Origin of the sequence: Providencia sp. M-27, assembly GCF_011077905.1 — a bacterium.
GTDB classification, from domain to species: domain Bacteria; phylum Pseudomonadota; class Gammaproteobacteria; order Enterobacterales; family Enterobacteriaceae; genus Providencia; species Providencia huaxiensis.
The window spans coordinates 1-12,508 of record NZ_JAALBT010000004.1 but is presented as its reverse complement, the minus strand read 5'-3'; the positions used below and the strand labels follow the sequence as shown (position 1 = coordinate 12,508).

Annotated in this window: 11 protein-coding genes and 1 riboswitch; of the genes, 7 read left to right on the top strand and 4 right to left on the bottom strand. The window is 40.4% G+C overall.

From position 1 onward, the window contains the following. Window positions 1-49: 49 nt before the first annotated feature. Window positions 50-1,447: a H(+)/Cl(-) exchange transporter ClcA gene (gene clcA / locus G6Q48_RS07455; RefSeq protein ID WP_102137361.1), complete on the bottom strand. Its 1,398-nt coding sequence runs from the start codon at window positions 1,445-1,447 to the stop codon at window positions 50-52. Window positions 1,448-1,752: 305 nt separating this feature from the next. Here clcA and hcp point away from each other — a divergent pair, with 305 nt between their 5' ends. Further along, a complete protein-coding gene (gene hcp / locus G6Q48_RS07450) occupies window positions 1,753-3,405 on the top strand; it encodes a hydroxylamine reductase (RefSeq protein ID WP_102137362.1) in 1,653 nt (550 codons plus the stop codon). 75 nt (window positions 3,406-3,480) lie between these two features. Further along, window positions 3,481-4,485, top strand: coding sequence for an NADH oxidoreductase (hcr, locus tag G6Q48_RS07445; protein WP_166265456.1), 1,005 nt, complete (start codon window positions 3,481-3,483; stop codon window positions 4,483-4,485). 101 nt (window positions 4,486-4,586) lie between these two features. On the opposite strand, the gene G6Q48_RS07440 is transcribed toward hcr, so the two are convergent. Continuing rightward, a complete protein-coding gene (locus G6Q48_RS07440; protein WP_102137364.1) occupies window positions 4,587-4,823 on the bottom strand; it encodes a HEAT repeat domain-containing protein in 237 nt (78 codons plus the stop codon). 586 nt (window positions 4,824-5,409) lie between these two features. Then, a riboswitch (M-box (ykoK) riboswitch) is annotated at window positions 5,410-5,582 on the top strand. Window positions 5,583-5,654: 72 nt separating this feature from the next. Between G6Q48_RS07440 and G6Q48_RS07435 the strand changes: the two genes are divergently transcribed. Beyond that, window positions 5,655-6,725, top strand: coding sequence for a magnesium transporter (locus G6Q48_RS07435; protein ID WP_102137365.1), 1,071 nt, complete (start codon window positions 5,655-5,657; stop codon window positions 6,723-6,725). A 32-nt stretch (window positions 6,726-6,757) separates the two neighbouring features. Here the strand turns inward: G6Q48_RS07435 and G6Q48_RS07430 are convergent, their stop codons facing one another. Then, window positions 6,758-7,291 (bottom strand): SprT family zinc-dependent metalloprotease, encoded by a 534-nt coding sequence (locus tag G6Q48_RS07430; RefSeq protein WP_102137785.1) that lies wholly within the window; start codon window positions 7,289-7,291, stop codon window positions 6,758-6,760. Window positions 7,292-7,397: 106 nt separating this feature from the next. Here G6Q48_RS07430 and G6Q48_RS07425 point away from each other — a divergent pair, with 106 nt between their 5' ends. The 3 genes from G6Q48_RS07425 to G6Q48_RS07415 are packed head-to-tail and all read left to right on the top strand — an operon-like array spanning window position 7,398 to window position 8,578. Then, complete coding sequence (locus G6Q48_RS07425; RefSeq protein ID WP_166265453.1) at window positions 7,398-7,724, top strand: ArsR/SmtB family transcription factor; 327 nt, start codon at window positions 7,398-7,400, stop codon at window positions 7,722-7,724. Between the two features lies 1 nt (window position 7,725). After that, window positions 7,726-8,163, top strand: a complete 438-nt coding sequence (locus G6Q48_RS07420) for a YeeE/YedE family protein (RefSeq protein WP_102137367.1) — start codon at window positions 7,726-7,728, stop codon at window positions 8,161-8,163. Between the two features lie 4 nt (window positions 8,164-8,167). Beyond that, the gene (locus G6Q48_RS07415) at window positions 8,168-8,578 is read left to right on the top strand and encodes a DUF6691 family protein (protein WP_102137368.1); all 411 of its coding nucleotides are present in this window, start codon (window positions 8,168-8,170) and stop codon (window positions 8,576-8,578) included. Window positions 8,579-8,650: 72 nt separating this feature from the next. Here the strand turns inward: G6Q48_RS07415 and metK are convergent, their stop codons facing one another. After that, on the bottom strand, window positions 8,651-9,802 hold the full coding sequence (gene metK, locus G6Q48_RS07410; protein ID WP_047755768.1) for a methionine adenosyltransferase: 1,152 nt from the start codon (window positions 9,800-9,802) through the stop codon (window positions 8,651-8,653). Between the two features lie 718 nt (window positions 9,803-10,520). Between metK and speA the strand changes: the two genes are divergently transcribed. Beyond that, complete coding sequence (gene speA, locus G6Q48_RS07405) at window positions 10,521-12,425, top strand: biosynthetic arginine decarboxylase (protein ID WP_102137369.1); 1,905 nt, start codon at window positions 10,521-10,523, stop codon at window positions 12,423-12,425. Window positions 12,426-12,508: the final 83 nt, after the last annotated feature.

Here is a 12,508-nt window from a genome sequence, read left to right as displayed (position 1 = left end):
TCTTAATAAAAGAGTTGCCACTGTCGGCAACTCTTTTTACTTCTACTATTTAAGGTTTGTCAGTGGCGGGGGGAGCGGTTTCTTTTTCGCTACGGGCTAAGGTTTTTTCTAACAACACAGAGTAAAGCGGTTTGCCACCTAAAAATTGAGCCACCATTGTGGCGCCAATGCAGGTAATAATCATAGGTAAGATTAACTGGTAGTTATTTGTCATTTCTAAAACTAAAACTATTCCCGTTAATGGCGCTCTGACGGTTGCGGCAAATAAAGCTCCCATGCCAGCAATAGCGAAAGTAGCCACTTCAATTTGGTAATTAGGGAATATTTCGAGGGCAGCATAGCCGAAAACACCACCAAATAAGGTCCCAAGGGCGAGTAAAGGGGAGAAAATGCCCCCTGGAGCACCAGAGCTAAAGCTGATCGTTGAAGTCAAAAACCGTAAAGCAAAAAATATGAATAACAATGTGATGGTGAATTGGCCTGCAACCATCTGGTGGATCACTGAATAACCACCACCAACAATTTCAGGCAGGTAAACACCAACTGCACCACAGGCACCACCAATTAACCCGCCCATCAAGACAAAGCGAGAAATTTTATTTTGGTAAAATGCTAAAAATTTGCTTTGTAAGTACAATAAAAAGCCATTAAAACAGATACCGATGACACCAAACATTAATCCTAAAATTAAATAAAGCCATAAAGTATTCATTGGCGCAGAAGAAAATTGGCCAATATTTAATACAATAGCTTCCCCATTAATTAACCGATAGACAATCGTGGAGGTAACAACACCGATAAATACCGCTTTAATTGAAATTAAACTGTATTTAAATTGTGGGCGCATTTCTTCAATAATAAATAAAATACCGGCTAAAGGGGCATTAAATGCAGTGGATAAACCCGCGGCAGCACCAGAGGCAAGCAACGTATGGCGTGACTCATTGTCTTTTAAACGAAATAAATCATAGAACATTTGGCTAAGGTTCGCACCAAGTTGCACGGTTGGCCCTTCTCGTCCTAACACCATGCCTGAGCCCAATGTCCCTAATCCACCAATAAACTTAACCGGGATGACTCTCCACCACCTTACAGGGCGTAAATCCTGTAATGCACCTTCAATTTCTGGGATCCCAGACCCACCTGATTCAGGAGAGAACCGTTTAACAAGGTAGTAACCTAACATGGCAAGAAGTGCAGAGATAAAAAACATCCCCACAACCATCAACCATTTAGGGGCAACCCATTCACTCACCGATTGAATGCGATAGTTGCTAATCCAAGTTGTTCCTAATTCAAATAGTGAGCCGATAAGACCGACTGCTGCACCAATCAGTGCGGCGAGTAGTAAGATTTTTACAGGTGTTTTATCTGACTCTTTTAACCGTTTAAAAATCCGCAATCTATTTTTCATCATAGATTTACTTACTGAATTTACTTGGCTCATCTTTATTGGATTCTCTTTATACGATGGAATAACAAACACTTATAGGTAAGTATAACAAGAGTTATCGTAAGAACGTTATCAGGAATAAAATAAAATGCAAAATAGGGAATTTAAGCAAGAAAGGTGAAAAATAAAATTAATCAGCACGAATAGCATACTTTTAATATTGTTAATAGTTCTCATTTGCAATGAATATTAATATAGATCAATAAACCGTTAGATAACGAATAATTCCACTTTTTTATTCTAATAAAGAGCGTAGTCTTAATGTTGTATTTGAAATGCAACTTTAAGAGGCCAACAACATGTACTGTGTGCAATGTGAACAAACAATTAGAACTCCAGCTGGAAATGGCTGTGCATACGCGCAGGGTATGTGCGGTAAAACAGCAGAAACATCTGACCTACAAGATTTATTAGTTGCTGTATTGCAAAGCTTATCTGCAAGCGCAGTCACTGCTCGCTCACTGGGTATTATTGACCATGATATTGATAGTTTTGCTCCGCGCGCATTTTTCTCTACCTTAACCAACGTCAACTTTGATTCAGAGCGTATTATTGGTTATGCCCGTGAAGCTATTTATTTACGTGATAAATTAATCAAACATTGCCTATCTGTGAATAGTGCAGTGGCTTTCAATCACCCATTAATTAATTTGCAATTAAATGGGACTGATATTCCAACCTTGCAGGAACAGGCGGCTCAATTTTCATTAGATATTGATAAAGCTGAAGTCGGTGAAGACATTCACGGTTTACGTATGTTATGCCTGTATGGCTTAAAAGGTGCAGCAGCCTATATGGAACACGCCCATGTTTTAGGCCAGTATGATAATGATGTTTATGGTCAATATCATGAAATTATGGCTTGGCTTGGAACATTGCCATCAGATATGAATGAGCTGCTTGATAATGCCATGGCAATTGGTTTGATGAATTTCAAGATCATGGAAATTCTGGATGCAGGTGAAACGAGTGAATTTGGTCATCCAACACCAACGGAAGTCAACGTTCGCCCAGTCGCTGGGAAATGTATTTTGATTTCAGGCCATGACCTGAAAGACTTAAAAATGCTGTTAGAGCAAACCGAAGGTACGGGTATCAATATTTATACTCACGGTGAAATGCTGCCAGCACATGGTTACCCAGAACTGAAAAAATACCCTCATTTAGTCGGTAACTATGGTAGCGGTTGGCAAAATCAGCAAGTGGAATTTGCAAAATTCCCAGGGTCTATCTTGATGACCTCTAACTGTATCATTGACCCTGATGTTGGAGATTATAAAGACCGTATCTGGACGCGTAGTATTGTGGGTTGGCCGGGTGCAAAACATTTAGTTGGCGATGATTTTTCTGCAATGATAGCTCAAGCTCAGTCGCTTACCGGTTTCCCGTATACTGAAATCGAGCACAAAATTACCGTTGGTTTTGGTCGTCAAACACTGTTAGGTGCGGCAGATGCGGTGATTGATTTAGTTTCACAGAAAAAATTACGTCACGTATTCCTTGTTGGTGGTTGTGATGGTAGCCGCGGTGAGCGTAGCTATTACACAGATTTTGCGCGTAGTGTGCCTGAAGATTGCTTAATCCTGACACTTGCTTGTGGTAAGTATCGTTTTAACAAATTAGATTTCGGTACATTAGAAGGGCTGCCACGCTTACTGGATGTAGGACAATGTAACGATGCGTATTCTGCAATCATGCTTGCAGTGAATCTATCAGAAAAACTTGGTTGTGGTATTAATGATTTGCCATTGAGTTTGATTCTGTCTTGGTTTGAGCAAAAAGCGATCGTTATCCTCTTAACATTGTTAGCGTTGGGTGTGAAAAATATTTATACCGGCCCAACAGCACCGGGTTTCTTAACTGAAAACTTATTAAATGTGCTAAATGAGAAGTTTGGCATGCGTAGTATTACGACGGTTGAGCAAGATCTAGCAGAAATCTTACCTGCATGATCAATAAAACGATAGAAAAAGCTTAAAAACGATGTGAAAGACGGGGGCTGCGACCCCCTTTAAAGGAGTAGCGCGATGACCATGCCAAGCAGTTTATGTCCAAATAGAATGCAAGTTCATTCGATTATCCAAGAAACATCGGATGTCTGGACAATCAATCTTATCAATCATGATTTTTATACATATTCACCTGGTCAATATGCCTTGGTCAGTATTAAAAATAGTGATGATGTCATGCGTGCTTACACTCTTTCATCATCACCCGGGCAAAGTCGATTTATATCCATTACAGTCAGGCGTTTAGATGATGGTCAAGGGTCAAATTGGTTAACACGTTCGGTTAAAGAGGGCGATTATCTTTGGCTTTCTGAAGCTCAAGGGGAATTCACATGTGCTAATCTAAAAAATACTCAGTATTTGATGTTAGCAGCAGGGTGTGGTGTGACACCGATTATGTCAATGACTCGTTGGCTGATGGTAAATCGTCCGAGTTCTCATGTAAAAGTACTCTTTAATGTTCGCGATGATAAGCAAGTTATTTTTGCGCAGGAGTGGCAAAAGCTGGTTCAGCTATACCCAGAACGATTGCAGTTGTGTGTCATGCCAGAAACTCCCGATAATGGCGATGTTGCTCAAGGGCGTTTAACTGAAGAGAAACTAAAAGCTTTAGTACCCGATATTGATTCACGAATTGTAATGACATGTGGGCCTGTGCCTTATATGAAAAATGCACAGCAATTTGCTGCGAATTTAGGTGTTCCTACTGAACATTTCTTTATGGAGCGTTTTTCTACTGAACCAGATATTGTTGATAGTGAAGATATTCTTACGTTAAAAATTCGTCAACGATTGGTCGATTTTAAAGTCCCAGTAGGTACTTCTTTATTATCTGCACTGGAGCAAAATAAACAGCCCGTTATTGCGGCTTGCCGAGCAGGGGTTTGTGGAAGCTGTAAAACAAAAGTGCTATCAGGGAAATACACAACAACAAGCACAATGACATTAACTGAAGCAGAAATCGCTGAAGGTTATGTTTTAGCTTGCAGCTGCCAATTACAAGGTAACACTGAAATAGCGTAAAACCATTTAATATACGCAAACTGTCTCATTAGATTATTAATGGGACAGTATTATAAAATAGATCATAGTAATTATTTACAGTACTCAGAATGAGAGTGTAATTAATGTTCTGGTAGTGAACCACGTAAAAAATAAATAGATAGCTTACTTAGTGTATTAATCGCTGATACAGCCACTTCTTTGTTTGGATCTTGACATAACTCTATGATCCGAATGATGGCATCATTATATTCAATCGTTGCTTTGAAATCACCTAAAGCGGAAATAGCTGCAATTTTGATTTCATCGTTTACGCGAAATGTTAAATTTGTTAACATCCCAACAATTACTTTATCCATAATAAAACTTTCACTGTTAAATAAAATAAAAAATATTCTAAGATAATTCCCGTAATATTTAATACTAAATTGATGCTTGATATTAAATATTAACAATCTAAAAAAATGCTTTCCAATAACAATGTCGATTTAAATAGCGACATAAGTGTATTTTCTTATTTCATTATTTGTTTATTTGCATATTGTTAATATAAAAAACCAATTAGCAGTTGGCATTAGTTATTGCATCTACTCTTATAGAGCGTATTGTTTATATTTAATTATGCTTACTCCTTTATGTTGTTATTTTTGTATTGTAAGGTAAATAGAAGGATAAGTTTTGACTAATTATCGATAAGATTTGTTAAATAATATTACAGATCTTACTTTGATTTATCCAAGGATTGGTTGTAGGGAAGTAACTAAATATATTTATTTTAATTTGAATATCTAATTTTATTATTAGTTACATTTTATTACATTATGTGGATGTAATTCATATGAACTTAAACAGAACTTAAACAATAAGTTTCCCATGCGTAAAAAAACGTAGATATAGGGTGGCAATTAATTCACCAGTGGGTATAATTCGCGCCGCATCCAAAGTGCAGTATCTCGTTAGGCGAGGCTCCTATACAAACATAGGTTACTGATCTGACGACGTCGAGAGACGCCCAAGATCAGGACAGGATATATCGACCGAAGGTATATCCCCATGTAACTTCCTGCTAAAGTCAGGATACGTTGTATAGTGCTAAAACCGAGACGAAGAGATAGCTTTTGCATTCTCTCATCTGGTTTCGCCCCTATGTGAGTACTGTTTGAGTAACCAACAGTAATAGGGACTAAAAAATGACATTCACTACCCAGAACAAAGCGGGAGCAGTTGCTATTGCTCAGTCCGCAATGAAAGGCGCACGCCTCAAAGACAATAATACACAATCACCAAAAGTTGATGATGCAACAGTAAGTGCTTATATGAGCCAATCATATTTGCCAGTATCTGTCGCGGACTCAATAGCTTGCGTGAAACAAAATCTTATTGAGCATCTTGATGGCGAGCAAATCCCAACCTATTTATTTGTTGTCGACAACGACAATTATTTAAATGGTATTCTTTCAGTCAAATCATTATTAGCTTCACCTGAAAATTTATTAGTGTCTGATATCATGCGACACAATTATTTTTCTGTTGCCCCGGAACAGTCGCGTCATGATGTTTATGATCTGATTAATCATAGCGGTTTAGATATGATACCTGTGGTGCAATTTGGCAAATTAATGGGTGTTTTGCGTCCGCAAGATATCGCCGAACTGATTGAAGATGAGAATACACTTGATGCGCAGTTACAAGGCGCGACCACCCCGTTAGATGAGCCTTACTTAACGACAAGCCCTGTAACTCTATGGCGTAAACGTGTCGTTTGGTTGTTGATGCTATTTGTGGCCGAAGCGTATACAGGAACAGTGTTAAAAGCGTTTGAAGAACAACTCGAAGCAGCGATTTCGTTAGCGTTTTTCATTCCACTGTTGATTGGTACAGGCGGTAATAGTGGAACGCAAATTACATCGACATTAGTCCGTGCAATGGCGCTCGGCGAGGTGAGTTTACGCAACCTTGGTACCGTTCTGAAGAAGGAGGTCTCCACCTCATTTTTAGTGGCGGTGACTATCGGTGGTGCAGCATTAATCCGTGCGTGGATTTTAGGTGTTGGCCACGAGGTCACTATTGTGGTTAGCTTAACCATCGTTGCTATCACAATGTGGAGTGCGGTTGTTTCTTCAATTATTCCAATGGTATTGAAGAAGTTAAAAGTGGACCCAGCAGTTGTTTCTGCACCGTTCATTGCGACTTTTATTGATGGAACTGGCTTAATTATCTACTTTGAAATCGCAAAATTAGTGATGACGGAGTTTGCTTAAGCGCACACCTCAAACTTGATGCGGCAGAAAAGCTAATTTTCTGTCGCAGCGATAGAAATCTCTTCTTGTTTTAACACTTCCCCACATTTTCGACATAAATATTGGTTCTCACCCCGTAACACTTTGTTATGACGGCGTATGGTTAATTCATGGGTCATTTCACAGGCACAACGGTAGCGAAATGTTCGACTTTTTACTGTTGTAACCGCAAAGTTGTGTGTACGTTTCGCAGTGACTTCCAGTACATGTTGCATCATCCATTTCCATTCTTTGCCATGTGGAGCGATACCTTTGCGGCCAAATACATGAAAAACCAACAGATGTGCTAATTCATGAGGCACAACCTCATCAATAAATTGTTCTGTATTTTCGATGAGTAAACTGGGGTTAAGGCGGATTTCCCATTCTTTTAAATAAGCACTCCCCGCGGTTGTCCCTCGTTGCTTGTAATTAACCGTTGGTTCCGAAAATGACTGCTCGAGTTTGTGCTCTGCAAGTGCGAGCTTTTCTCGCAATATGCGCATGACTTGTTGCTGTAAAAAGAGTGGCACACGGATTGTTTTCATGGGGTAAAGGATACGTGAAGGTAATGGACATAAACAAGCAATAATTGACATACATTATACCAAAAGATATATTGTATTTTTATATAATAAATGTCAGACATAGCATATGCACAATAATACCTCTGAACAGCAACTGTTAGCGATGAAGCAGGCCGCGTCAGAAACAGCTTCGTTACTGAAAACACTAGGGAATCCAGATCGTTTAATTTTACTATGCCAGTTAACACAGGGTGAAGCCTGCGTTAGTGAGTTAGAAGAGCAGCTAGGAATATTACAACCGACACTCTCTCAACAATTAACGGTATTGCGTAATGAAGGCTTAGTGATGACGCGCCGAGAAGGAAAGCGTATTTACTATGCGATTGCAGATGAGAAATTATTTACGCTGCTCAATACGTTATATCAGCTTTATTGCCCCGTGAAGGAGAAATGAAATGACCATAGATTGGGCTAATTTTACGCCACTGTCTGCCGCGGTTGGGGGAGTGTTGATTGGCTTAGCCGCTGCAATTTTATTAGTATTTAACGGTCGTATTGCTGGTATCAGTGGTATCCTAGGCGGGTTGTTGAAACCGACTAAGGGGGATACAGCGTGGAAAGTGGCTTTTATTATTGGCCTGATGAGCGCTCCAATGTTATTTACATGGTTGGCGTATACACCTGAAGTTAACATTGCGACCAGCACACCTATTTTAGTTTTAGCTGGGCTGTTTGTCGGCTTTGGCTCACGGCTGGGAAGTGGCTGTACTAGCGGTCATGGGATCTGCGGTATGGCAAGGTTATCCCGTCGTTCCATTGTTGCAGTATTGCTCTTTATGATCGTTGCTTTTGTGACTGTCGCTCTAGCTAACCATTTTGGGATAGGGAGATAAAGCAATGCCTATTCTTATCGCATTAATTTCAGGGATATTATTTGGCCTAGGATTAGTCATTGCCGGAATGGGAAACCCAGCAAAAATTTTAGCGTTTTTAGATATTACTGGAACGTGGGATCCTTCTTTATTAATTACGATGGCCGTTGGAATGGTAATTAGTGGAATGACTTTTTTATGGGTCAAAAAACGTTCTGTTAGCCTACTTAACTGCCCATTACAAATACCCACAAATCAAACGATTGATAAAAAACTAGTCACTGGAAGTGTGTTATTTGGTGTGGGGTGGGGGCTAGCCGGGATCTGCCCAGGGCCTGCATTATTGTTAACAGGAATGGGATTAACGCAAGGAATAATATTCACATTAGCGATGGTTGCTGGAATGGCAATTTTTCAGTTTACGCAAAAAAATTAATCGTTCATTGTGAGCAATAAAAAACCCATCAAATGATGGGTTTTTTTGTATGTAATTTATTTACTAAAGTAATTACAAGCCCGCAGCGGCGCGCAATGCTTCTGCTTTATCCGTTTTTTCCCAAGGGAACTGAGAACGACCAAAATGGCCATATGAAGCAGTTTGTTGGTAAATAGGGTGTAATAAATCCAGCATCTTAATTAAGCCGTAAGGACGTAAGTCAAAGAATTCACGAACTAATTGGATTAACAGTGATTCATCAACTTTACCTGTGCCGAACGTCTCTACCATAATCGAGGTAGGTTCTGCGACACCGATAGCGTAAGAAACTTGGATTTCACAACGGTCTGCAAGGCCAGCTGCGACAATATTTTTTGCCACGTAACGTGCTGCATAGGCTGCTGAACGGTCAACTTTTGATGGGTCTTTACCAGAGAATGCCCCACCACCATGGCGAGCCATACCGCCGTAGGTATCTACAATGATTTTACGGCCTGTTAAACCACAGTCACCCATAGGACCACCGATAACAAAACGGCCCGTTGGGTTAATAAAGTATTTTGTCTCTTTTGATAACCATTCTGCAGGGAGAACTGGCTTGATGATTTCTTCCATCACGGCTTCATGCAGGTCTTTTTGTTGAATATCTTCAGAATGTTGAGTAGATAAAACAACAGCGTCAATACCCACAATTTTATTGTTGTCGTATTGGAAAGTAACCTGACTTTTCGCGTCAGGGCGTAACCATGGCAACGTGCCATTTTTACGAACATCTGCTTGGCGCTGCACTAAGCGGTGTGCATAAGTAATAGGAGCAGGCATTAATACATCAGTTTCGTTGGTTGCATAACCAAACATCAGGCCTTGGTCACCCGCGCCTTGTTCTGATGGGTCAACACGGTCAACACCTTGGTTGATATCGGGCGACTGTTTACCAATCGCACTTAAAACGGCACATGAATTGGCATCAAAGCCCATTTCGGAACTGGTATAGCCAATTTCGCGAACAGTTTTGCGCGTGATTTCTTCAATATCAACCCAAGCGCTGGTGGTGATTTCTCCCCCGACCATTACCATACCTGTTTTGACGTAGGTTTCGCAGGCAACGCGAGCTTTCGGGTCTTGTTCCAGAATAGCATCAAGTACTGCGTCAGAGATTTGATCAGCAATTTTATCTGGATGCCCTTCTGATACAGACTCAGAAGTAAAGAGATGTGTAGCCATGAGATTAATACCTTAAGAATTCGCAAATTTATAATTGGATGTTTTAACATCTAGACGGCTATTTTAGTCCCATACAGTAAAAATTTCTACCTGTATTTATACAAAAAACGAATAGAGACATAAAACAGCAATAGGTAAAGTTTTATCGCAATTTAGTCATTTTGGTTTTGCTTTTTGAGCGTAATAGATGTATAAACTGCGACCGTAACGGATGGTTGTTATTTCCCGTTATATACCAGCAGGATAATATAAAATGACTGCTATCTATCAGGAATGTTTATAAGCTTTTGAATTTCAATAAAAAATAAGGTGATATAGCTTAAATCAACAGGTCAACCTGCCAAAATAGTGCTACCACATTGAAATTTTAAAAGGGTAAACAGTTATATTGGGGGTTAATGGGTAATGATCCATAATCTACTGAATAACAGTATCCAACCGTCATATGCGGACCGCCGCGTGACTTTGGCATTTACTTTCCTGTCATTCTTTACTTCATCACGAAGTTACCGTCACATCTTTAATACACCTTCGAGGCTGAGTCATTAATCTGTCAGCTTAAGGTCGTATATTGTCACTGTTTAGAAGTTCTAAGCACTTTTTATTAAAATCTGAGTATTGCCGTTTCCCCAACATAACTGCCTTGCAGTGTTATGTCTTCACTGACATACATCAGGAAGGAGAACGCGTCACTCACCCCTCCATAAAGGAGTTTATTATGAATGATAATATCGCTCGCAAAATGCGTCAGACGTACAACATCGCGTATTGGGGTGGTGGTTACTATCAGGTGAATGAGCGCGGAAATGTCTGTGTTTGCCCGAACCCTGAGAACCCTGACACCTTTGTTGATTTAGCTGACCTTGTTAATCAAGTGAAAGAAGAGCAGGAGCATTTACGCTTACCTGCACTGTTTTGTTTCCCGCAAATCTTACAGCACCGTTTGCGTTCAATAAACGCAGCATTTAGACGCGCACGTGAGTCTTATGGCTATAAAGGCGATTACTTTTTGGTTTATCCAATAAAAGTTAACCAACAACGCCGAGTCATTGAATCATTAGTTAATTCTGGGGAACCGTTAGGGCTTGAAGCTGGCTCAAAAGCTGAGTTAATGGCAGTTTTAGCGAACGCAGGTAAAACACAAACCGTTATCGTCTGTAATGGATATAAAGACCGTGAATATATCCGATTAGCGTTAATTGGGGAAAAATTGGGTCATAAGGTTTACCTTGTTATCGAAAAAATGTCTGAAATTGAGATGGTGTTAAAAGAAGCGGAAAGCTTAAATGTCACGCCACGCTTAGGGGTTCGCGCCCGTTTGGCTTCTCAAGGCTCAGGTAAGTGGCAAGCAAGTGGTGGTGAAAAATCTAAATTTGGTTTGGCTGCAACCCAAGTATTACAGTTAGTGGAAATTTTACGCAATGCAAATCGCCTAGATAGTTTGCAGTTGCTTCATTTCCATTTAGGCTCTCAGATGGCCAATATTCGCGATATTGCCACTGGTGTCCGTGAATCAGCCCGCTTTTATGTGGAATTGCATCGCTTAGGTGTCAATATCCAGTGCTTTGATGTGGGCGGTGGCCTTGGTGTTGATTATGAAGGCACTCGTTCTCAATCCGATTGCTCCGTCAACTATGGCTTAAATGAATACGCCAACAACGTCATTTGGGCGATTGGGGATGCGTGTGAAGAGTTTAATTTACCGCACCCAACGGTGATCACGGAGTCTGGCCGAGCACTTACCGCTCATCATACCGTTTTAGTCTCCAATGTGATTGGGGTTGAACGCAATGAATTTACCAAAACAACACCGCCACATGAAGATGCACCGCGTTCATTAATTTCCTTATGGGATACCTGGGAGTCGATGCAGCATCAGGGCAATAGCCGTTCATTACGTGAATGGTTGCATGATAGCCAATTCGACTTACAAGAAGCGCACACTCAGTATGCACATGGCGTGTTAGATCTGACTCAACGTGCATGGGCAGAAGAGCTATACCTAAATATTTGTCGTCGTATCCAGCAAGATCTCGACCCAAGCAATCGTGCTCATCGTCCAATCATCGACGAACTGCAAGAGCGCATGGCTGATAAGTTTTATGTGAACTTTTCTTTATTCCAATCGCTGCCAGACTCTTGGGGAATTGACCAAGTGTTCCCAGTATTACCGATTGAAGGGTTAGATAAACCATTAGACCGCCGTGCGGTATTGTTAGATATCACCTGTGATTCTGATGGTATTATTGACCACTACGTTGATGGTGATGGCGTTGAAACCACAATGCCAATGCCGGCTTATGACCCTGAAAACCCGCCGATGATAGGTTTCTTTATGATTGGCGCGTATCAGGAAATTTTAGGAAATATGCATAACTTATTTGGTGATACTGCCGCAATAGATGTCTGGGTTGATAGCCAAGGTAACCTGCGTTACTTGCAAAGTGAAGAGGGCGATTCTGTGGCAGATATGCTGCAATACGTTAAATTAGTCCCTGAAGTCCTATTAGAAAGTTTCACAGAGCAAGTAAAAGGCACGGGTTTGAGTGAGCAGTTGCAAAAAGACTTTGTCGAAGAGTTCGAGAATGGTTTGTATGGGTATACTTATCTCGAAGATGAGTAACCAGTACTGAAAGGTTAGGTGCTAATATAGTACCTAACCTTTATTTTCAATGTGTTATGTGAATATTCGCGTGCTGATGGTAA

Excerpts from the sequence above, each read along its gene's own strand:
- hcp (WP_102137362.1), top strand. The coding sequence starts at position 1,753 with ATGTACTGTGTGCAATGTGAACAAACAATTAGAACTCCAGCTGGAAAT.
- hcr (WP_166265456.1), top strand. The coding sequence starts at position 3,481 with ATGACCATGCCAAGCAGTTTATGTCCAAATAGAATGCAAGTTCATTCG.
- speA (WP_102137369.1), top strand. The coding sequence starts at position 10,521 with ATGAATGATAATATCGCTCGCAAAATGCGTCAGACGTACAACATCGCG.
- G6Q48_RS07435 (WP_102137365.1), top strand. The coding sequence starts at position 5,655 with ATGACATTCACTACCCAGAACAAAGCGGGAGCAGTTGCTATTGCTCAG.
- metK (WP_047755768.1), bottom strand. The coding sequence starts at position 9,802 with ATGGCTACACATCTCTTTACTTCTGAGTCTGTATCAGAAGGGCATCCA.
- G6Q48_RS07420 (WP_102137367.1), top strand. The coding sequence starts at position 7,726 with ATGACCATAGATTGGGCTAATTTTACGCCACTGTCTGCCGCGGTTGGG.
- G6Q48_RS07430 (WP_102137785.1), bottom strand. The coding sequence starts at position 7,291 with ATGAAAACAATCCGTGTGCCACTCTTTTTACAGCAACAAGTCATGCGC.
- clcA (WP_102137361.1), bottom strand. The coding sequence starts at position 1,447 with ATGAGCCAAGTAAATTCAGTAAGTAAATCTATGATGAAAAATAGATTG.
- G6Q48_RS07415 (WP_102137368.1), top strand. The coding sequence starts at position 8,168 with ATGCCTATTCTTATCGCATTAATTTCAGGGATATTATTTGGCCTAGGA.
- G6Q48_RS07425 (WP_166265453.1), top strand. The coding sequence starts at position 7,398 with ATGCACAATAATACCTCTGAACAGCAACTGTTAGCGATGAAGCAGGCC.
- G6Q48_RS07440 (WP_102137364.1), bottom strand. The coding sequence starts at position 4,823 with ATGGATAAAGTAATTGTTGGGATGTTAACAAATTTAACATTTCGCGTA.